Origin of the sequence: Campylobacter concisus (assembly GCF_902460595.1) — a bacterium.
Taxonomy (GTDB): Bacteria; Campylobacterota; Campylobacteria; order Campylobacterales; family Campylobacteraceae; genus Campylobacter_A; species Campylobacter_A concisus_BL.
The window spans coordinates 1-751 of the sequence record NZ_CABPVA010000044.1 but is presented as its reverse complement, the minus strand read 5'-3'; the positions used below and the strand labels follow the sequence as shown (position 1 = coordinate 751).

At 28.5% G+C, this 751-nt stretch carries 2 protein-coding genes; both read left to right on the top strand.

Annotation, left to right across the window (positions count from 1 at the left end; genetic code table 11):
• Window positions 1-206, top strand: a 206-nt coding sequence (locus F3G86_RS10835) for a hypothetical protein (RefSeq protein ID WP_223228600.1), incomplete at its 5' end; no start/stop codon positions are given.
• Between the two features lie 194 nt (window positions 207-400).
• The gene (locus tag F3G86_RS10230) at window positions 401-676 is read left to right on the top strand and encodes a hypothetical protein (RefSeq protein WP_149723788.1); all 276 of its coding nucleotides are present in this window, start codon (window positions 401-403) and stop codon (window positions 674-676) included.
• The last annotated feature ends 75 nt before the right edge of the window (window positions 677-751 follow it).

Below are 751 nucleotides of genomic sequence, written 5' to 3'. Positions count from 1 at the left end.
ATAATAATGAGCTCCTAGCTATAAAAGAATATAAAAATAGACTTGATACTATTTGTAAAAATAATAATACGGATACAGATTTATATGAAATGCCAGAAATTTGGAATAAGATAATTATAAGTTCTGTAAATTTACTAAATTTATTAGGTTATTCCATTAATGACTTTGATGAAGATGCTAAATTGATAGCCGAGCATAAAGTTTAGTAATATAGTATTTGTAAAAATCAATAAATTTATAAATCATTTCTTGCATTTGCTATTTTTAAGCTGGTGCTATATAAAACTAGATGACGGCAAATTTGAAGCGATGACAAGTGTTGATAGGCTAAATTTTATACTTAAAGTAGCGGAAAAATAATAGAAAATACGGCTGTAGAAATTATTAGGGATAGTGAAAAATGAGAGAACTTTATAAGATTTATTTAAAGGACAATGTGCAATTGGGGCAGATACCAAAAACAATTCACTATTCTGGCAACACTCTTTTGCCAAAGCCATTTGCACTAAGTATCGTAAAGTATAGTGACAATGAAGGATATTATTTGCTTTATCTTGACAAATTTGGAGAAGAGCAGACAGATACATATCATGAGACTTTAGAAGATGCCTTTGGGCAAGCAGAATTTGAATTTGGCGTAAAAAAAGATGAATGGTTTTTGGTAAAAAATCAATAATTTTGCAGACTAGTTCAAAAAAGAGTTTGCGGTGAATAAAAAGTTAAAAATAGTTTTACAAACAGAATTTGCATG

Coding starts and splice junctions, on each gene's coding strand:
- F3G86_RS10230 (WP_149723788.1), top strand. CDS start 401: ATGAGAGAACTTTATAAGATTTATTTAAAGGACAATGTGCAATTGGGG.